The 19,728-nt window shown below is 38.7% G+C and carries 19 protein-coding genes and 1 pseudogene; 8 read left to right on the forward strand and 12 right to left on the reverse strand.

Annotation, left to right across the window (positions count from 1 at the left end; translation table 11 throughout):
- Window positions 1–11: 11 nt before the first annotated feature.
- Window positions 12–956, reverse strand: a complete 945-nt coding sequence (locus tag ACYU0V_RS05915) for an alpha/beta hydrolase (protein ID WP_461849385.1) — start codon at window positions 954–956, stop codon at window positions 12–14.
- 183 nt (window positions 957–1,139) lie between these two features.
- On the opposite strand from ACYU0V_RS05915, the gene pheA reads away from it, so the two are divergent.
- The 4 genes from pheA (at window position 1,140) to ACYU0V_RS05935 (ending at window position 6,747) form a co-directional block, all read left to right on the forward strand.
- Entirely contained in the window at window positions 1,140–2,249 is a 1,110-nt protein-coding gene (gene pheA, locus ACYU0V_RS05920; protein ID WP_002049199.1) for a prephenate dehydratase, read from the forward strand.
- 107 nt (window positions 2,250–2,356) lie between these two features.
- Window positions 2,357–4,603 (forward strand): bifunctional prephenate dehydrogenase/3-phosphoshikimate 1-carboxyvinyltransferase, encoded by a 2,247-nt coding sequence (locus ACYU0V_RS05925; RefSeq protein ID WP_461849386.1) that lies wholly within the window; start codon window positions 2,357–2,359, stop codon window positions 4,601–4,603.
- 127 nt (window positions 4,604–4,730) lie between these two features.
- On the forward strand, window positions 4,731–5,114 hold the full coding sequence (locus ACYU0V_RS05930; protein WP_005068294.1) for a hypothetical protein: 384 nt from the start codon (window positions 4,731–4,733) through the stop codon (window positions 5,112–5,114).
- Window positions 5,115–5,286: 172 nt separating this feature from the next.
- The gene (locus tag ACYU0V_RS05935; protein ID WP_461849387.1) at window positions 5,287–6,747 is read left to right on the forward strand and encodes an aminoacyl-histidine dipeptidase; all 1,461 of its coding nucleotides are present in this window, start codon (window positions 5,287–5,289) and stop codon (window positions 6,745–6,747) included.
- A gap of 32 nt (window positions 6,748–6,779) precedes the next feature.
- Here the strand turns inward: ACYU0V_RS05935 and rtcA are convergent, their stop codons facing one another.
- The 5 genes and pseudogenes from rtcA to ACYU0V_RS05960 form a co-directional block, all read right to left on the reverse strand.
- On the reverse strand, window positions 6,780–7,826 hold the full coding sequence (gene rtcA, locus ACYU0V_RS05940; protein ID WP_461849388.1) for an RNA 3'-terminal phosphate cyclase: 1,047 nt from the start codon (window positions 7,824–7,826) through the stop codon (window positions 6,780–6,782).
- A gap of 259 nt (window positions 7,827–8,085) precedes the next feature.
- Window positions 8,086–8,544: a DIP1984 family protein gene (locus ACYU0V_RS05945; RefSeq protein ID WP_461849389.1), complete on the reverse strand. Its 459-nt coding sequence runs from the start codon at window positions 8,542–8,544 to the stop codon at window positions 8,086–8,088.
- Window positions 8,545–8,570: 26 nt separating this feature from the next.
- Window positions 8,571–9,127, reverse strand: a pseudogene (locus ACYU0V_RS05950) (hypothetical protein).
- Window positions 9,128–9,156: 29 nt separating this feature from the next.
- Window positions 9,157–10,425, reverse strand: a complete 1,269-nt coding sequence (locus ACYU0V_RS05955) for an RtcB family protein (RefSeq protein ID WP_199112950.1) — start codon at window positions 10,423–10,425, stop codon at window positions 9,157–9,159.
- Window positions 10,426–10,681: 256 nt separating this feature from the next.
- Complete coding sequence (locus ACYU0V_RS05960) at window positions 10,682–11,656, reverse strand: ribonuclease Z (RefSeq protein ID WP_461849390.1); 975 nt, start codon at window positions 11,654–11,656, stop codon at window positions 10,682–10,684.
- A gap of 67 nt (window positions 11,657–11,723) precedes the next feature.
- On the opposite strand from ACYU0V_RS05960, the gene rtcR reads away from it, so the two are divergent.
- On the forward strand, window positions 11,724–13,325 hold the full coding sequence (gene rtcR / locus ACYU0V_RS05965) for an RNA repair transcriptional activator RtcR (RefSeq protein ID WP_104074919.1): 1,602 nt from the start codon (window positions 11,724–11,726) through the stop codon (window positions 13,323–13,325).
- A 57-nt stretch (window positions 13,326–13,382) separates the two neighbouring features.
- Here the strand turns inward: rtcR and ACYU0V_RS05970 are convergent, their stop codons facing one another.
- Window positions 13,383–14,015: an alpha/beta hydrolase gene (locus ACYU0V_RS05970; protein ID WP_049837088.1), complete on the reverse strand. Its 633-nt coding sequence runs from the start codon at window positions 14,013–14,015 to the stop codon at window positions 13,383–13,385.
- Between the two features lie 125 nt (window positions 14,016–14,140).
- Between ACYU0V_RS05970 and yaaA the strand changes: the two genes are divergently transcribed.
- Window positions 14,141–14,920 carry a peroxide stress protein YaaA gene (gene yaaA, locus ACYU0V_RS05975; RefSeq protein WP_461849392.1) on the forward strand — a complete coding sequence of 260 codons (780 nt, stop codon included), beginning with the start codon at window positions 14,141–14,143 and terminating at the stop codon, window positions 14,918–14,920.
- A gap of 217 nt (window positions 14,921–15,137) precedes the next feature.
- On the opposite strand, the gene ACYU0V_RS05980 is transcribed toward yaaA, so the two are convergent.
- From ACYU0V_RS05980 to ACYU0V_RS06000, 5 genes are all read right to left on the reverse strand, one after another.
- Window positions 15,138–15,923 (reverse strand): thiazole synthase, encoded by a 786-nt coding sequence (locus ACYU0V_RS05980; protein WP_001154366.1) that lies wholly within the window; start codon window positions 15,921–15,923, stop codon window positions 15,138–15,140.
- Window positions 15,924–15,936: 13 nt separating this feature from the next.
- The gene (thiS, locus tag ACYU0V_RS05985; protein WP_004700562.1) at window positions 15,937–16,134 is read right to left on the reverse strand and encodes a sulfur carrier protein ThiS; all 198 of its coding nucleotides are present in this window, start codon (window positions 16,132–16,134) and stop codon (window positions 15,937–15,939) included.
- Window positions 16,135–16,147: 13 nt separating this feature from the next.
- A complete protein-coding gene (locus ACYU0V_RS05990) occupies window positions 16,148–16,513 on the reverse strand; it encodes a DUF423 domain-containing protein (protein ID WP_461849396.1) in 366 nt (121 codons plus the stop codon).
- A 112-nt stretch (window positions 16,514–16,625) separates the two neighbouring features.
- Window positions 16,626–17,492: an RNA polymerase sigma factor RpoH gene (gene rpoH / locus ACYU0V_RS05995; RefSeq protein ID WP_002115267.1), complete on the reverse strand. Its 867-nt coding sequence runs from the start codon at window positions 17,490–17,492 to the stop codon at window positions 16,626–16,628.
- 133 nt (window positions 17,493–17,625) lie between these two features.
- Window positions 17,626–17,871, reverse strand: coding sequence for a sulfurtransferase TusA family protein (locus tag ACYU0V_RS06000; protein ID WP_086265859.1), 246 nt, complete (start codon window positions 17,869–17,871; stop codon window positions 17,626–17,628).
- 373 nt (window positions 17,872–18,244) lie between these two features.
- Here ACYU0V_RS06000 and ACYU0V_RS06005 point away from each other — a divergent pair, with 373 nt between their 5' ends.
- Both ACYU0V_RS06005 and rhlB read left to right on the forward strand, forming a co-directional pair.
- Window positions 18,245–18,457, forward strand: a complete 213-nt coding sequence (locus ACYU0V_RS06005; protein WP_000126912.1) for a cold-shock protein — start codon at window positions 18,245–18,247, stop codon at window positions 18,455–18,457.
- Window positions 18,458–18,565: 108 nt separating this feature from the next.
- Window positions 18,566–19,717 (forward strand): ATP-dependent RNA helicase RhlB, encoded by a 1,152-nt coding sequence (gene rhlB, locus ACYU0V_RS06010; RefSeq protein ID WP_005068316.1) that lies wholly within the window; start codon window positions 18,566–18,568, stop codon window positions 19,715–19,717.
- The last annotated feature ends 11 nt before the right edge of the window (window positions 19,718–19,728 follow it).

The following is a 19,728-nucleotide window of genomic DNA, read 5'->3' on the forward strand; positions in this document are numbered from 1 at the left end:
AGGCTTTTTTATTATTTAGCCATTTTCTGCGTTGGTTCATCGAATAATGATTTACAGCTTTCTAAATTTTGACACGAAGCAAACATAAGTGCTTTAGGCAAGCTCGCATATAAATTTGTAATGTGTTGTTCAGCAGGGTTATAAAAATGCCAATAATTAAATTGGGTTGAACGTTTATTTTCTAAGGCTTTAAAGAAATCTGCTTCATTAAATTTATTGTTAAGTTGAGTACGAGGACCACCTTGCTCATGTGTACCGACTGTGGTCATGAGTAAAGGGGAATGATTTGGTTTCTGACTTTGCCAATCATTTAACTGCTGAAATAACATGCCTTGGTCAAACCAGAGAGAAGGGCTTGCAGCAAAGTAACGCTGAAATGCATCTGGCTTTTGAAAAAAATGATAAAGAACCAATAAGCCACCAAAAGAATGCCCATATAGACTCTGTTGTTGACTATTAATCGGAAATTGTTTTGCAATTATAGGCTTGAGTTCGCTATTTAAAAAAGCAATAAACTGATCAGCACCCCCATATTTATATTTACCTTGTGCTTGAAATTCAGCAGAAGGTTTTGGAGTGTAATCATAAGCACGCTTTTGCACATCAAAGGTTTTTTGCTGAGGGTAGCCAACCGCTACGATCATGAGTGGATCTAGTCCTAATTTGGTAGAACCAGCGCCAATCGACTGAGCAATATTGGCAGCACTTGGAAATGTAGCATTTCCATCTAATATATAAAGTACTGGATAGCCATGTTGGGGCGGAGCGACAGGTGGTTTATAAATTTGAATAAGATAATCATGGCCTGTATTTTTAGATTTAATTTGAAATTGTGCCTGATTATTTTGAAAAACGATTTTTGGTTGATTTTGTATAGGCGTTTGGGCGAAGGTAGAACAGCTTATTAAAGTACTCAATAAAAAACTAGTAGATAAAAGGAAAAATGATCTTTGCATAATGGGCGATAATAAAATTTATTATACAAATGATAAATGAAAATCATTATCAAATAAAGTAATCAAGAAATGGAAGCAAAAAGGTTAATGAAAAAAGCTCTTACAGCTATATTGCCTAACAAATCAAAGCAGACTATTGTTATACTCTCGTTTAAAAGATGATTTTACTGAGGCTGCATTCTAATGATCAACGATGATCAAAACAAAACGACTTCTCTTAGTTTAGAACAAATTCGTGAAGATATTGATAGTGTAGATCAACAGATTCAAGAATTATTAAATCGCCGCGCAAGCCTTGCTGAAGCTGTTGCTAAAGCTAAATTTGCTTCCGAAGAGAATCCTTTGTTTTATCGTCCTGAACGTGAAGCACAAGTTTTACGCAAAGTCATGGAGCGCAACCAAGGCCCTTTGTCTGATGTCACCATGGCGCGTTTGTTCCGTGAAATTATGTCTGCTTGCCTTGCTTTGGAAGCTCCGCAAAGTATTGCATTTTTAGGACCGGAAGGTACTTTTACTCAATCTGCCGTGCTTAAGCATTTTGGTAAAGATGCAGTTGTTCGTCCACTACCAACAATTGATGAAGTGTTCCGTGAAGTGGAAGCGGGTAGTGCACATTATGGTGTAGTTCCGGTTGAAAACTCATCTGAAGGTATTGTGAACCATACTTTAGACTGCTTTAAAACATCGAATTTAAATGTGATTGGTGAAGTTGAATTGCGTATTCATCATCAATTCCTAGTCTCTGAAAATACACGTAAAGACAGTATTAAACAGATTTATGCACATCAACAGACTTTGGCTCAATGTCGTCAGTGGTTAGATGCGCATTATCCGGGTGTTGAACGTGTTGCCTTAAACTCAAATGCTGAAGCTGCACGTCGTATTCGCAACGAATGGCACTCAGCTGCGATTGCATCAGATATTGCAGCAGGTATGTATAACCTTGAAATCTTGCATAGCAATATTGAAGATAATCCGGAAAATACCACTCGTTTCTTAGTCATTGGCCGTGAAAAAATTCCACAAAGTGGCAATGACAAAACTTCATTATTAATTTCAGCACATGACCGTGCTGGTGCTTTATTAGAAATTTTAGCGCCGTTTGCAAAACATAATATTAGCTTAACAAGTATTGAGACCCGTCCAGCATTACCTGAAAAATGGGCATATGTATTCTTTATCGATTTAGAAGGTCATATCGATCAAGAGAATGTTGCTGCGGCAATCAATGATATTCGCCCAATGGTAAAAGAGCTTCGTATTTTAGGTTCTTATCCTGCTGCCGTTCTTTAATCACTCATGTTGGAATAATGACATGCATCAAGATGGTCATGTCATTATGCTTAAAAACAAATTGCTCAAAGGTTTAAATCACTTTGAGCAAAAGCAAAGTTGAAGTTATGTCACAACCCCTATTTAAAAAAGTTGCATTTATTGGTTTAGGACTCATCGGGTCGAGTTTGGCACGGGTTATTGTTGCTGAAAAGTTGGCGACAACTATTGTGGCTTCTACACGCTCACAGAAAACTTTAGAAGATGCAAAATCACTTGGCTTAATACAAGAAGGATTTTCTGATCCTGTAGAGGCTGTGAAAGGGGCAGATTTAGTTGTTTTAGCCTTGCCAGTACGTGCGACACAAAAAGTGCTTGAACTAATTAAACCTTATTTGACAGAAACTACGATTGTAACTGATGTAGGAAGTACAAAAGGTAATGTCGTCGATGCAGCAAAAGCTGTATTTGGTGAAGATTTACCAGCAGGTTTTGTGCCGGGACATCCTATTGCTGGTAGTGAGCATACGGGCGTTCATGCAGGTAAGGTCGATTTATTTGCAAATCACAAAGTTATTTTAACGCCGTTACCCACAAGTGCAGAATGGGCAGTTGAGAAACTGATTCAACTTTGGTCTGCTGCTAAAGCTGAAGTCATTTGTATGGACGTTGCCAAGCATGATGAAGTTTTAGCACATACAAGTCATTTACCGCACTTGATGGCATTTAATTTGGTTGAGCAACTTGCGAATCGTGAAGATAATCTTGATATTTTCCGCTATGCAGCAGGTGGCTTTCGTGACTTTTCACGGATTGCGGCTAGTGATCCCCAAATGTGGCATGACATTTTCTTTGCCAATAAAACAGCCATATTAAATGCTGTAGATGGCTTCGAAAAGCAACTTACCGTACTTAGAAAATTGATTGAAAACGAAGATTCTCATGCATTAATGGGTTTACTCGGCCATGCTCAGGCAGCACGTCAGCATTTCAATCATATGTTAGCCAAAAAACCTTTAATGGAGAAAAATAAGGTGACACAGCAATTCAGTATCTTACCGGGAAATAAGGCTTTTAAAGGTAAATTTACCGTACCGGGTGACAAATCTGTGTCACATCGCTCCATTATGTTTGGTGCTATTGCAGAAGGCACGACTCATGTCACTGGCTTCCTTGAAGGTGAAGATGCTTTGGCAACTTTACAAGCTTTCCGTGATATGGGTGTAAGCATTGAAGGCCCTAAGAATGGGGAAGTGACCATTCATGGCGTGGGTATGCATGGTTTAAAAGCACCAGCGAGTGCCTTGTATATGGGTAACTCTGGAACCAGCATGCGTTTGCTTTCAGGCATGTTATCAGCACAAAAATTTGATTCAGTGATGACAGGTGATGCATCACTTTCTAAACGTCCAATGGAGCGTATTGCTAAACCATTGCGTTTAATGGGTGCGCAAATCCAGACAACAGGTGAGAAAGGCACACCACCTGTAAGCATTACGGGTAGCCAGCAATTAAAAGGCATTCAATACGATTTACCTATGGCATCTGCTCAGGTGAAGTCGGGTATTTTACTTGCGGGCCTATGGGCTGAAGGTGAAACTTCGGTAACTGAGCCAGAACCAACTCGTGACCATACAGAGCGCATGCTTCGTGCATTTGGCTATGATGTTAAAACCGAAGGCAACAAAATTTCTCTTGTTGGTGGTGGAAAATTAGTGGGTACTGACATTCAAGTACCATCAGATATTTCATCAGCTGCTTTCTTTATGGTGGGTGCCGCAATTACTGAGGGTTCTGATGTTATTCTGGAAGCTGTAGGTATTAACCCAACACGTACTGGCGTAATTGAAATTTTAAAACAGATGGGTGCTGACCTGACTGTTGAAAATGAACGTATTGCCGGTGGCGAGCCTATTGCTGATATTCATATTAAAGGTTCACGTACTCTTAAAGGTATTCATATGCCTGAAGACCAAGTACCTTTAGCAATTGATGAATTCCCCGCTTTATTTATTGCAGCAGCTTGTGCCGAAGGGCAAACAGTATTAACTGGTGCGGCAGAACTTCGTGTGAAAGAGTCTGACCGCATTCAGGTCATGGCTGATGGCTTAAAAATCATGGGTATTGACTGTACGCCAACTGATGATGGCATCATTATCGAAGGAAAAGGCAAATCTGGCGATTGGTCACCAATCTTTGCTGGTGGTGAAATCGAATCACATCATGACCACCGTATTGCTATGAGTTTTAGTATGGCAGGTCTTCGTAATTCTGGTCCGATTACCATTCAGGGTACTGAAACTGTGGCGACAAGCTTCCCAACTTTCACTGAGTTGGCGAATCGTGCAGGCTTAACAATCGAAGTTAGCCAATAACTTTTGACCTAACACATTTTATAATTGCTAACACAATAGCAACGGCAGCAGCGGGCTAAAGGCTTGGCTGCTGTTTGTTTATTGCTTATGCTAAGCGCAGATAATGATAAAAGTGTTAGGACAAAGGATGAAAAAATTACAATTTATTGCCAGTTGCCCACAACATGGGGTGCTTGATCATCCACCAAATGAATGCCATATCACTCAAGAATATGTAGCGGCTTTACTGTTTAAACAATTGGGGCATTATGGCTTTGATGCACAGCACATTGTGCATGAGCATGAAAAGGTAGAAGTCAGTATAGATAATCATCTTTTACCTTTGTCGATTACTTGTCAGAAAACAGACCATGAAGGGCATTTGATGTGTGAAATCTCTGCCAATCCTGATGAAGAACAAGACTGGTTTGAGAAAATCGAAACACAAAGCATTATTCGTCAGCTTGCACAGGCAGTTGAAAATAGTTTGAAAGCTGATCATAGCTTTTCAGCATTTGAGTGGAAAAACTAAGCACACGACTGTTAAGACTTATTCATGAAGTACGACTTTTTTTAGAAAAGTCGTACAATCTTTTTAGATTAAAGATAAAAATACAAAATCTTTCCCGAAATTCCTACCTATCTTTAATGCATTGTGTATATTGAAATTATTACGATATTTACATAATTAGAGTATGGTTTTCATGACACAAGTCAATATTGCAGCGTTATCTCCTCAAGTCGTTTGGCAGCATTTTCAAACACTTTGCACTATTCCTCGTCCTTCAAAGCATGAACAGCAGCTTCGTGAGTTTTTACAAAACTGGGCTGAAAGTCGAAATTTAGAAACATACATAGATGAAGTCGGTAATTTAATTATCCGTAAGAATGCGACTGCGGGTAAAGAACATCTGTCTGGAGTCATTCTGCAAGGCCATTTAGATATGGTCACACAAGCCAACACTGGCACAGTACACGACTTCTTTAAAGACCCGATTCGCCCAGTTCTTGAGGGTGGTTGGTTGATTGCTAAAGACACTACCTTAGGTGCAGACAATGGCATCGGGGTAGCCCTAGCTTTGGCAGTTTTAGACTCAAATGATATTGCTCATGGACCAATTGAAGTTCTTTTAACTGTTGATGAAGAAGCAGGTATGAGTGGTGCACGGCTTTTACAGGCAGGTGTGCTAAAAGGAAAATGGTTATTTAATATTGATACAGAAGAGTGGGGCGAGTTATATCTCGGCTGTGCTGGCAGTATTGATGTTGAAGTTGAGCAACCACTTACTTATGAACCAATTCCTGAAAATCTGAATATTGTAAATATTCAGGTGGCTGGCCTTAAAGGTGGTCACTCTGGTGTAGATATTCATTTAGGACGTGGTAATGCCAACGTTATTCTGGCCCGCTTTTTAAATCAGCATTTAGCAAAGCTTGGTGGACACCTTGTTGAATTTACAGGTGGTACGGCTCGTAATGCACTACCGCGGGAAGCAGTGGCAACCATTGCAATTTCATCTAACCAATTACTTGAATTGGAACAATTACTCGCCGAATATCAAACAGCATGGAAAAAACAGCTACAGGGTATTGATGACAACTTACAATTAACTATTCAGCCCAATAGCTCTGAAGTGGCGGGAGTGATTGCTCAACAGCAGCAAAACGAGTGGTTACAAGCTTTGGCAACAAGTCCTTATGGCGTTGCAAGTATGAGTCAAGCTTTACCAGATGTAGTTGAAACTTCAAATAACATTGGAGTGGTAAAACTAAATCGAGATGGTGGAAAAGCTGTTTTAATGGTTCGCTCAATGGTGAACCAAGAAGCTCAAGATTTTGCAGAAAAAATTCAGGCACATTTTAGTCAATTTAATATAACCTCAGCACTCACACCCTTAGTTTCGGGTTGGACACCAAATCCTGATTCCGCTGCTTTAAAGTGCTTACAGCAGGCCTATCAAAAGGCATTTAACATTGAGCCAAATCTTAAAGTGATTCATGCAGGCTTGGAGTGTGGGATTATTGCCGAGCATTATCCAGATTTACAGATGGTATCGTTTGGACCGGATATTCAAGGTGCGCATGCACCGGGTGAACGAGTCAAAGTTGATACTGTAGAGAAATGCTGGAAGCTATTGGTAACGGCTTTGGCATCTGTAGAGTAGTTTTTACAAATAAGAAGCTCATTGTGAGCTTCTTAAACTTTAACCTTTACATGAAAATGATTTGGATTTAACTCGACAAACTCGATTTCACAATCAATAAATTTTTCAATCATGGCTGCTTGAGTACGAGTGTGTTCGCTAATACATTGTGCGGTGAATTCACCACCTTGACCTAAAGCTAAAGGTAGAAGCAATTGATCTGCCAAATACTCATCTGCAACAGCCTGCGAAGATAAATATAGCTTTACATCTTTTGCTAAGTGATCAGCTATTTGCTCCGCACTTTTGCGCATTTCACCTAAAGCTGTAAACAGTTGAGTGTGATATTGATGAGCAACTTTCACATACACTGTATTGCCTTGGCTAATTCCAATTAAATGAAATTGCTGTTGAGAGCTTAAGTTTAGCTTTTTACTTAATGTAGTTAGTTCACGTTGTGCTATCTGTGCTTCTTCTGAAAGATTTAATACTGCTGCAAAAGCTTCATTACTTTGTAAAGCACCACGTTCTAGTAAATCTAGCTTGTTTCGGTGTTGCCATGGCTGAACGGTAACCTGAATTTCACCTGCACCTATCGGAAAGAAGCCTGCTTTATTTAATCTAAAATCGACGTTAATTCCAATCTTCGCTAGAGCAGGTAAAAAGCAGTGTTCAATAAAATCTGCTGTTGGTGCAAGTGGATTATGTGTACCGCCTGAAATGGTGAGTTCGGTAGCTTCATTTTGTAATAACAAAACAGGTAGAAGCGTTTGTAAAACTAGGGTTGTACTACCCGCAGAACCGATTTGAAATTGATATTTACCACTTTGAACATGCTGAGGTGCGAAATATAAACGCTGGCTATGTAATTCAGCGCCTTCCACATAAGCTTGGCTAATTTGTTGAGATGCCTGTACACAAACTAAATGTTGACGCATTAGCCCTGGTTTTTTACGTCCTGCACGTATATTAATTAATTCAAACGGTTGGCTTGTAATCATTGAAAGCGCAAGGGCAGTTCTTAAAATCTGTCCACCACCTTCACCTTGTGAACCATCAATTTGAATGGCTTTTGGCATATTTGCCAAAACTGTATTCACTTCTATTTTCCTTATTTTCTAATTTAATGAACATACTGTCAGTACATGGTAATGCGAAGTAACGCGTGACTTTGCTTTTGACAAAGGTTTGCTAGGTGCATAGTGCTGAGCCTGATAAGTGAATATCGATGCACGGCTCACATGCTGCCATAGCCGCCTGAATTATTTTCAATCCCTCAGATCGGAGTAATGCAGGATCTTGTACTCGCCCAGTATGTCCAAACTTTGATTGTGAAAATGATTTCACAAAATTTATTGTTTAATCGATAAGATCAATTTGCCAATTAGCAGCCTGAATTTTTACGTTTAAGTCTCTTAGTTTCGCACTGATATCATCCGCCTGCTTTTGTAAGTTAGAAACAGGAATGACTTTCTTCCACTTAATTTCACGTGAGCTATAACGATCAGGTTCTCGATGCGTATTGGCAATCGCATCGATTAAAATCTTATGCTGTTCAGCATAACTATCGCGCAAGCTTAATAGAGACAATAATACTTTGCCATCTTCCAGTTTTGCTTGTGCATTGGTCAAATGGATACGATAAATCAATTGATTGCTTTCCTGAGTTAAAGCAAATACTTGTTTGATGAGTTCATTTGGATCTTCACTAGGTTCATCACCGTCTTGTACCAATACATTCGCATTGATTCGTTGTTTTAACGAAGCGAGCTTTTTTTGTTGATCGCTTCGAAGTAAAAGTGCTTCTGCGAGTTTCATATTTTATTTTCCTAAAAATTTATTCTTTAATCTGTTGAGCTGGCAAGTAGTAAGCAGCCTTTATTTTGCTCTGGTGAATAGATGGTTAAGCACCAATTACCCCACCATTCTCGGCCCGTTTCAAAATAATCATTCCATTCAGAACTTTCTTCCCGACCACTATCTGGATAGCCAACCCAATCATATATTTCACAGTCTTTCTCCGTGAAAAGGCATAGCCGCAAGAAAGCTTGAAAGAATGCTACCTGATTAGAATGGGTAAGGGTTGTGCCATATGGTGGATCAATGATTGCCTCTAACAAACCCCAAAACCAATTATGTCTAGAAAATAAATTAGGTTTGTCCAAACGATCAAAACTTACAAGGCTGCGATCTAATTTTTTAGTGGTTAAAGTATTTAAGTCTAACGTTTTTTCTATTGCTAAACTTTCACAATTCAATAACATCTGTTGATGAATAGCTAGCGTATTCGAAGATTCTGTCTTATGTACAACAATAAACAAAAATATTCAAATACGGCTTGTATGGCATCAAGATCAGATTGTAACTCTTTGGTCTTCAAATGATCTAATTGGACAAACATATGCTCACCTTCTGGGTATGGTAAATTATCTAACCCTTAACACACACCACTTGTCTTAATGTATAAACCACTTCAACCAAGTCGCTTTGTGCTTTCATTACATCTTCAATCGGTTTATATGCCGATGGAATTTCATCAATAACTGCTGCATCTTTACGGCATTCCACACCTTCAGTTTGGGCAATTTGATCTTCAACAGTAAAGCGTCGTTTTGCTTCAGTACGGCTCATAACACGGCCTGCACCATGCGAACATGAACAAAAAGCCTCCTGATTTCCAAGTCCACGGACAATAAACGACTTCGCTCCCATTGAACCTGGAATAATTCCATATTCACCTAAGCGCGCACGGACCGCACCTTTACGGGTGACCATCACTTCTTCACCGTAGTGTTCTTCCTTTTCCACATAGTTATGGTGACAGTTCACTGCTTCCAAATGTGCTTGAAAAGGCTTTGGTACAATCGTAGCCAAGGCTTTAATTGCAGATTGCATCATGATTTCTCGGTTCTTCATCGCAAAGCGTTGAGCCCAACCTACCGCAAACCAGTAATCATCAAAATGTTCAGTTCCTTCCACTAGGTATGCTAAATCTTTATTTGGCAAATTAATGAAATGTTTCTGCATGTCTTTACGTGCAAGTTCAATAAAATGATTACCGATAGCATTTCCTACACCACGAGAACCTGAGTGCAACATAATCCAGACATGATCATGCTCATCTAAACAGATTTCTACAAAGTGGTTTCCAGTACCTAAAGTTCCCAAATGTTTGCGGTTGTTGGTGTTTTTTAAACGTGGGTGTTTTGCGCAAATATATTCAAAATCTGCAACCAGATCAGCCCAAGCTTGATCTACCATTTCTGGTGGAGTTTCCCATGAACCACGATCACGTCCGCGCTTAGTCATTCCATGGGGAATTAATCGTTCAAGTTCACTACGTAGAGCATGTAAGTTATCTGGTAAATCTGAAGCAGTTAAGCTTGTACGGGTTGCCATCATTCCACAACCAATATCTACACCCACAGCAGCAGGAATAATTGCCCCTTTAGTTGGAATTACGCTACCAATAGTTGCTCCTAAACCGAAGTGTACATCTGGCATAACAGCCATCCATTTATAAATAAAAGGCATTTGAGCTGTTTGTAATAATTGTTGTTTTGAGTTGTCATCAACAAGCACGCCTTTAGTCCACATTTTGACTGGCATACTTTTTTCATTTTGCAGAACTTCATAAGAACGTTGTTGCTGCTTTTGTTCAAACTGAGCTTGTTGGTTAATTTCTTCAATAACAGACATTTTCTTTTCCTTTCAAAGCCTGCCTGCCAAGCGTTTGCAGGCAGGTGTTATTCACAATATCCCAATGATGTTGTGTGCTTTGTACTATTGCACTGAGTGTGCCAACTTTTGAGGAGAATACTTGAAGTAGATAGTAAGTTATTAAAAATAATAAATAAAAATAATTATTCTTTCTGTGTAACTAATTTCTGTTGGAAATTTTAATATTTAAAAGATATCTAAAAATATATTTAAATATCTTTTTGGATATATGTGTTTAATTGGGCTTCCCGTTTTTATCGACTTTTAAAAGCTGTCCAGCTTCATTTAAAGTAAATTCATCAAAATCATTTGCTAAATAAAAATGACCTTTATAAAACTGGCGAACTTCTTCGGTAATAGCTTGCTGCCCAGCTCTATCTTGATGTCGGGGGCTAAAGTGCGTCAGAATTAAATTACATAAAGATTGCTGTTCTGCAAATTCAGCCACCATTTTTGCTGAGCTATGCATTGGACCTTTGCCGACTTTATCTAAAACCGTTTGCAAGTATGTGGACTCATGAATAAGGAGTTGGGCATCTTTGCAAGCGTTTGCTAATAGTTCAGGTTGGTCATTATCGCCACCTATAATTGCATGAACTTGTTGATTTTGAACTTTGATAAAGTCTTGGGCTTTTAAAGTTTGTCCCTCAAAGTCAACATCGTAGCCTCGTTTTAAATGACCCCACATATCGCCTTGAGGTACGCCTAACTGAGTTAGAGCTTGGGTATCTAACTTCTTCTGAATAGATTTGATATAAATGCTAAAAGCAAAACTTGGAACACGATGGCTTAGAGGGTGTGCTTGAACAATGAATGCATCAGTGATTTGTTGTGGCTGCGTTGCTTCATTTACATCAATAAATTGAAGGGAATAGGGCAAATATAAACCTGTAAGCTGGGCAGTGATTTCAAACCATTGCTGAATTTCTTTCGGTGCAATCACGATTAAGGGTTTGCTACGGGCATTCATGCCTGCACTTGCCAATAAACCAACTAGACCATAACAATGGTCGCCGTGAACATGTGTAATACAAATGGCAACTAGGTTTTGTAGTGAAAGTTTGGCTTGTTGAATGCGGTGCTGTGTCCCTTCGCCAGCATCAATTAAAATCCAGTCCTTATTTTTGCTGTTACGAACTGCTAATCCTGAAACATTACGTGTTAGGGTTGGTACACCTGAAGACGTGCCTAAAAAAGTAAAATGAAGCATATTCTTGGAATTGTTTGGTCAAATGCGTATTGTATATTATAGACACTTATAAAATTTTATAGAAATTATGAAGGATGCAAAGAAAACAGTCGTTATTGGCTTTGTCGGTTCTACACTTGATCAGGGGAGAAAGCCAGATCGATGGCAACGTTGGCGTCCTACGATTAGCCTATTAATGCATGAAGATTTGCTTGTAGATGAATTGGTGCTGTTACATGATCGACAACATCATAATTTAGTTAAATCTATAGCAGCAGATGCTAAAGAGATCTCTCCACAAACTGAGGTTTCTGGACATAAGGTAAGTATTAAAGATCCTTGGGATTTTGCTGAAGTTTATGGTGCACTCTATGACTTTGTAAAAACCTATCCGTTTGATGTCGAAAAAAATAACTATTTATTGCATATCACAACGGGAACGCATGTTGCTCAAATTTGTTGGTATTTATTGATAGATGCGCATTATTTACCAGCTCAACTTATCCAAAGTTCACCTAATCAGCAAAAGACCTCAGAAGGTGAATATAGAATTATTGATTTAGACTTGTCTCGATACGATGTTTTAAAACAGCGCTTCGATGATGAGCAAAAGCAAAATTGGCAACAACTTAAAGCCAATATTTCTACTCATAATAAAGCGTTTAATCAACTTATTGAGGAAGTTGAATTAGTTGCAACTCGCTCTAGTGCGCCTATTTTGATTATGGGTGCAACAGGTGTTGGTAAGTCTCATTTGGCAAAACAGATTTTTCAATTAAAGAAAGATAAATTTCAATTAAATGGTCGTTTTATTGATGTTAACTGTGCAACCTTACGTGGTGATAGTGCTATGTCGACCTTATTCGGTCACATAAAAGGTGCATTTACAGGAGCAGCTGCATCTCGCGCTGGTTTATTAAAAAGTGCTGACCAAGGCATTTTATTTTTAGATGAAATTGGTGAGTTAGGGCTTGATGAACAAGCAATGCTGCTAAAAGCACTAGAAGATAAAAGCTTTTTTCCTGTTGGGAGTGATAAAGAAATTCAGGCTGATTTTCAGCTAATAGCGGGTACTAACCGTGATTTACGTAATGAAGTTCAAGCTGGCCGTTTTCGTGAAGATTTATGGGCTCGTTTGAATACGTGGACGTTCTTTTTACCCAATTTAAAAGACCGTGTAGAAGATATTGCACCCAATATTGATTTTGAGCTACAGCGTTTTGCTGCAATTCATCAAAGACAATTGCGTTTTCAACGCGATGCTTTAGAAATGTATTTGAAATTTGCTAAATCAGTAGATGCATCATGGCAAGGAAATTTTAGAGATTTAGCAGCGAGCGTAACTCGTTTGGCAACTTTATCGCAAGGTGAGTTAATTCGCCGTGAAGCTGTAGAAAAAGAAATTCAACGTCTAAAGCAGCTTTGGCTTATTCAGGATGAATCTTACAATGATAAAAATACAGATATTTTATTGAACTATTTAAGTCCTGAGCAGCTAGAACAAATAGATGAATTTGATCAGATTCAATTACGAGGTGTGCTCAAAATCTGCGAAAATTCAAAATCCATGGCAGAGGCGGGAAGACAACTCTTTTCAGTATCTCGTCAACAGCGTAATACAACGAACGATAGTGACCGAGTGAAAAAATATTTGGCACGTTTTGGGTTAAGCTGGAATAATTTTCAATAATGACACGGCTTATAAAATGATGGGCATACTCTCAAGTTATGCCCATCAAATTACCGTTTATTTCATAATAATAAAACGTGTAATGATTTGGCGAAGCTGTTTTAAATAGCCTGTAAAGAAGTGATTAGCGCCCGGTAAAATCGTAATTGGGTGCTTCTGCGGTTTTGCCCATGCAATTGCATCTGAAAGTAATGTAATGTCATCTTGCTCACCATGAATGAGTAGAATGTCACCTTGAATTTCAGGAGTTTTATAGTGACGTAAACCTACTACAGTAGCCGTTGGTAAACCGCATAAAATTAACTGTATAGGTCGTAATTCAGGATTAAGCTGGGCAAAGCATTTTGCTAAAACATGTGAGCCAAAGCTAAAACCGCCTGCATAAAATGGTAGGCCTTCATGAAGCTTACGAACATGTTCAATGACAGCTAAGATATCTTCAGTTTCACCATGGCCTTCATCATGAATGCCTTCACTGCCCCCTAAACCACGGAAACTAGGACGATAAACAATACAACCATATTCATTAAAGATTTGGGTTAAAAGGGCAGGGACTTTATGTTGAGGGGTTCCACCTTGCAATGGGTGCGGATGACAAACAACCGCAAAGCCTTTGATTTCACCTTCAGGACGGTCAACGAAAAGTTCAATTTTACCTACTGGACCCTGGATGAAAGTTTGCTCAGACATATAAGAACCGCTAAATAACAATACGTGATGCTATTTTACCGATAGTCGTCATTGAAAACACGAGTTAGCATTAAAAAATATCTACTGTTATAGTTGGTATTAAGAATAATTTTTTCAGGTTGTCTATGCTTGCTTTAATTTCTCCTGCAAAAACTTTAGATTATGAATCAGCGTTACCTACAGATGAGTTTACTCAGCCTCGCTTGTTAGAAAACTCAGCACAATTAATTGATGTTTGTCGCAAACTTTCTGCTTCGGAAATTGCGAGTTTAATGAGTGTGAGTGAAAAAATTGCCACATTAAATGCAGATCGATTTAGAGATTGGAATCCCGAATTTAATTTCTCAAATGCTCGCCAAGCAATCTATGCATTTAAAGGGGATGTTTACACCGGTTTAGATGCTTATCATTTAAAAGACAAAGATATTGATTTTGCACAGCAGCATTTGCGTATGCTCTCTGGTCTATATGGTTTATTGCGTCCTTTAGATTTAATGATGCCTTATCGTTTAGAGATGGGTACTAAATTAAAAAATACTCGCGGTCAGAATTTGTATGAATTCTGGGGTGATATCATCACTAACCAAATTAATGAAGACTTGGCAACAATTAAATCTGAATTGCTGGTAAATCTAGCTTCAGATGAATATTACAAGTCTGTCAATGAAAAGAAAATTAAGGCTGAAATTGTAAAGCCTGTTTTCCTTGACCAGAAAAATGGCAAATATAAAGTCATTAGTTTCTATGCGAAAAAAGCACGCGGTTTAATGGCTCGTTTTATGATTGAAAACCAATTAAATAAAGCTGAAGACATCAAAGCGTTTAATACTGAGGGTTACTACTTTGATGCTGATAACTCATCGGCAAAAGAGTTGGTATTTAAGCGCGATGAGCAAGTGGCTTAATTAAATTAATAATTTCACATGCCATGCAGCCTTTGGTCTCATGTTTAATTTATTAAACTCTATATTGGCTATGCCTTACTTTTGGAAGGTCAAAAGTAACAAAAACCTTTGTTGAACAGAGGGCACATCCATGTGGCCCCTGTTCAACAGTGGCATCCATGCCATTTGGCACGATAACAAAAGCTATCGTGCTTTAAAATTTAGTCAAAATTAATGATTACTTAAAGAAATAACCTGTTTCTGGCGAGCTTGCATTTGCCATACGTTTGCGTGGCATACGTCCAGCTAAAAATGCTTCACGACCAGCTTCAACAGCTTTTTTCATCGCTGAAGCCATCAAAATAGGATTTTGCGCAGCTGCAATTGCTGTATTCATCAATACACCATCACAACCGAGTTCCATTGCAATAGCAGCATCACTTGCTGTGCCAACACCTGCGTCAACTAAAACTGGTACTTTCGCATTTTCTTTAATAATTGAAATGGTGTGTGGGTTTAAAATACCTAAACCTGAACCAATGAGGCTACCTAAAGGCATAATCGCAACACAGCCCATACTTTCAAGTTCTTGCGCAATGATTGGATCATCAGAGGTATAGACCATAATCTCAAAACCATCATCAATCAAAGTACGAGCCGCTTTTAGGGTCTCGGTTACATTTGGATATAAGGTTTTTTCATCACCTAGAACTTCAAGTTTTACTAGGTTATGACCATCCAGTAACTCGCGCGCTAGCATACACGTGCGTACTGCGCTGTCAGCATCAAAACAACCTGCGGTATTTGGCAAAATTGTATATTTTTCTGGTGGAATGACCGAAAGTAAATTCGGTTGATCTGGATTTTGTCCAATATTCACACGGCGGATTGCGACGGTTACGATTTCTGCACCACTGGCTTGAATAGCTAAATCCGTTTCATTTAAGTCTTTATATTTTCCAGTTCCGACCAATAAACGAGATTGAAAAGAACGTGAACCAATAATGAGAGGGGTGTCTTGCATGGATAACTCCGACTTAGCCGCCGCCAACAGCGTGAATAATTTCGATACGGTCATGTTGAGCAATCGTAATTTGCTCTAATTTGCTTTTAGAAACGATTTGCTGATTGTGCTCCACAGCAAAGCGTTTTCCTTCAAGTGCCAGCTCCTGAATGAGTTGCAACAGGTTTTGGCTAGGCGTGTCCGTTAATTCGCCATTTAAATAAATTTGCATGATCACATTCCGATTATTTTGCGTATTTGAAAGCATTCCAAGCCAAAACCAGCCATCCCGCAATCATCAAAGCTCCACCGATTGGAGTAATTGCGCCTAATATTCGTGGTAAACCTAGCGCCATGATATAAAGCGAACCACAAAAAAATAGAATACCAATCTGGATAAGCAAGAAAGATAACTTGATTGGGAAATGAGGAATAACCTTACTTAAAATACCAAGAGCTAATAAGCCAAGCGCATGATAAAAAAAGTAGTCGGTAGCAGTCTGCCACCAAGCAAGTTGCTCAGGACTCGCGTGAGCTTTAAGACCATGTGCTCCAAAAGCACCCAATATGACTGCAAAAGCAAGATTAAGGGCTGAAATGGCGATCCACATAACAAAAAACGCAACTGAATAATGAAAGGCAACGTTACCATAGAATAGGTTGGCTAAACATAGCCAGATAAAACAAAAGGGCGAATCGCCCTTTTATTTTTTACATTTATTTTTAGCTAGCTGACATGGCAGTTTTAATTTTTTCCATCGCATTTTTTTCAAGCTGACGAATACGTTCTGCCGAAACATTATATTCAGCAGCAAGCTCATGTAGGGTAGATTTATCATCATCTAACCAACGGCGCTGCAAAATATTACGCGAACGGTCATCTAACTGGTCCATGGCATCATGCAATGCTGAAGTACTTTGCTCTTCCCAATCTTCGTTTTCGACTAAGCGAGCAGGGTCGTAGCGATTATCTTCAAGATACAATGCAGGGGCCGTATGTGGCGTGTCGTCATCGTCATCACCTTGTGCTTCAAAAGCAGCATCATAAGCGGTTAAACGACCTTCCATTTCCAGAACTTGTTCTGGAGTTACATTTAAGTCATTCGCAATCGATTGAGCTTCTTCGAGCGTTAATTTTTTACTCGATTTTTTTAAACTACGTAAATTGAAAAATAATTTACGCTGAGCTTTTGTCGTTGCAATTTTAACGATACGCCAGTTGCGAATAACGTATTCATGAATTTCTGCCTTAATCCAATGGACGGCAAAAGATACTAGACGCACGCCCATATTTGGGTCGAAACGTTTTACGGCTTTCATTAAGCCTAAATTACCTTCTTGAATAAGGTCGCCTTGTGGTAGGCCATAACCTGCATAGCTGCGCGCAATGTGAACGACAAAGCGTAAATGCGACATTACCAGCATTTTTGCGGCATCAAGATCTTGGTCATAATAATAACGTTCAGCAAGTTCTTTTTCTTGCTCTGCCGTTAAAATAGGAATCTGATTGACAGTACTGATATATGCACCAAGGTTTACACCGGGCGCAGACAATGACAGGGGCATCAATTGATTGCTGCTGTCACTCATGAGTTCTCCTTATAGGATCGAATGGGATAACCAATAAGTTCATCTTAATTTGAATCAGCTTCATAATTAAGGAAAATTGGGTAGAGAAATGTAAAATTTTATGCAATTTCTAATCTTTTAGTTTAGCAAAGAATTATTGAGTTTCAATTAAATAGTGAAATTCTCTGTCTGATATGTGAGTTGTTTGACACATAAAATGATGTAAACCACAGTAACGAGTTACATCAATTTCACTATGAGGATCTGACGATTTTAATAAAAATTGTTGTTTGCCCGACGCTTTTTTAAGTTCACGTTTTAGCATTAACAATGGCATTGGGCAGGGTTGTCCAAGGGCATTAATTTCAATGGGTGCTGTATTAGAGGAAGTATTGCTCATTCATCATCAAAACAACTAAAAAAAATATTCTAACAAATTTTTAGTAAATGCAGCATATTTTATGGAAGAAGATCTGGCTAATTTCTATAAAAAATATTGTAATAAGCTGTTTAAAAAAAGAACTAAAAATAGGGGAAATAATTGAAAAAAATTCTATTAATTGTCATAAACCCATGTTAAGCTCGAACCGTTTTAGGATTTACCACACAATCAAATTGATTTAATAACCCTATAACAAATGGATGTAACCGGAAATTGTTGATAGTTTTACAGAATGATTACAAGCTTTAAGATTATAAATATTTTAAAACCTTGTTTGCTCTGCTGTTTGCAACACCGGAAGGTCCTTTTTTCAACATCTGAGGATTGACTTATGACAGCTCGTGAACAAGGCGTAGTAAAGTGGTTTAATGACACTAAAGGCTTTGGTTTTATTCAACGTAACGGCGGCGACGATGTATTCGTTCACTTCCGTGCGATCGTAGGTGACGGTCACCGTTCTCTACGTGATGGTCAACGCGTAGAATTTAGCGTTGTACAAGGTCAAAAAGGTTTTCAAGCTGAAAACGTTCAGCCTTTAGACTAAGACTAATTCATCTTTTGATGAATCATGGACGCTCCAATTTTTGAATTGGGGCGTTTTTGTTTATAATGATCTTCTCATTCGAGAGATTGTTTGTTAGAGCACGTATTTATGACATCTGGTTTTGAAACCTTGAATTTACATCCGCAACTTAAAAAGGCGATTGATGCTTTAGGGTTTACTCAAATGACCCCAATTCAGCAAAAGGTTTTAAAATATACATTAGCCGGGCATGATGCAATTGGGCGAGCACAGACAGGAACTGGTAAGACAGCAGCCTTTCTGATTAGTGTAATTAATGATTTACTCAATAATCCAGTTCAAGAGCAGCGTTTCCGTGGTGAGCCACGTGCCTTAATTTTGGCCCCTACTCGTGAGTTGGCATTGCAAATTGAAAGTGATGCGAAATTTCTCACAAAATTCTCTAATTTACATTTAGTCACCCTATTGGGTGGTGTTGATTTCGATAAGCAGAAGAAGCAACTTGATGCTAATTTTGTCGATATCATGGTAGCCACGCCAGGGCGTTTAATCGATTTTGTAGAACAAAAAGAAGTCTGGCTCGATCAAATTGAATTTTTAGTCATTGATGAAGCTGACCGTTTATTAGACATGGGCTTTATTCCTTCGGTAAAACGTATTGTTCGTTATTCACCACGCAAGGAACAACGTCAGACACTCATGTTCTCAGCGACGTTTAGTTATGACGTTTTGAATTTGGCAAGACAATGGTTATTTGAACCTGTAACTGTTGAAATTGAGCCTGAACAAAAGACCAATAACGATGTAGAACAACGTGTTTATGTTGTAGCTAAACAAGACAAATATCGTTTACTACAAGATATCTTGCGTGAAGAGCCAATCGATAAGGTCATGATTTTTGCTAATCGACGTGATCAGGTGCGCCGTCTTTATGATCATTTAAAGAAAGATGGATACAGAGTTGGTATGCTTTCAGGTGAGATTGCTCAAGATAAACGTTTAAAAATGCTAGAGCAGTTTAAGCAAGGTAAACATAATATTATGATCGCGACGGATGTTGCTGGTCGTGGTATTCATGTGGATGGCGTGTCGCATGTCATCAACTTTACGTTGCCTGAACAATCTGATGATTATGTACACCGTATTGGTCGTACAGGTCGAGCTGGGTCACAAGGTGTAAGTATTAGTTTTCTTTCAGAAGATGATGCCTTTTATTTACCCGAAATTGAAAAAGCAATTGGTAAAAAATTACCACTGACCAGATTAGATGGTTACTGCTAATAAAAAAATCC

The sequence above is a fragment of the Acinetobacter sp. X9 genome, from assembly GCF_054889255.1.